Source organism: Pseudomonas sp. P7758 (genome assembly GCF_013386485.1).
Lineage (GTDB): Bacteria > Pseudomonadota > Gammaproteobacteria > Pseudomonadales > Pseudomonadaceae > Aquipseudomonas.
The window spans coordinates 1-312 of sequence record NZ_JACARS010000301.1; the positions used below are offsets into that span (position 1 = coordinate 1).

At 52.2% G+C, this 312-nt stretch carries 1 rRNA gene; it reads right to left on the reverse strand.

Annotated elements, in window-relative coordinates:
• Positions 1-109: 109 nt before the first annotated feature.
• Positions 110-312, reverse strand: a 16S ribosomal RNA gene (locus HX873_RS31610); the annotation flags it as partial.

Below are 312 nucleotides of genomic sequence, written 5' to 3' on the forward strand. Positions count from 1 at the left end.
GCTCTAACCAACTGAGCTACAGACCCAATTTCGGGCTGCTTCTTTATCGTCTTCTTCAATGAATCAAGCAATTCGTGTGGGAACTTATGGAGCAGCTGATGTCGTCGATTAAGGAGGTGATCCAGCCGCAGGTTCCCCTACGGCTACCTTGTTACGACTTCACCCCAGTCATGAATCACACCGTGGTAACCGTCCCCCCGAAGGTTAGACTAGCTACTTCTGGTGCAACCCACTCCCATGGTGTGACGGGCGGTGTGTACAAGGCCCGGGAACGTATTCACCGCGACATTCTGATTCGCGATTACTAGCGAT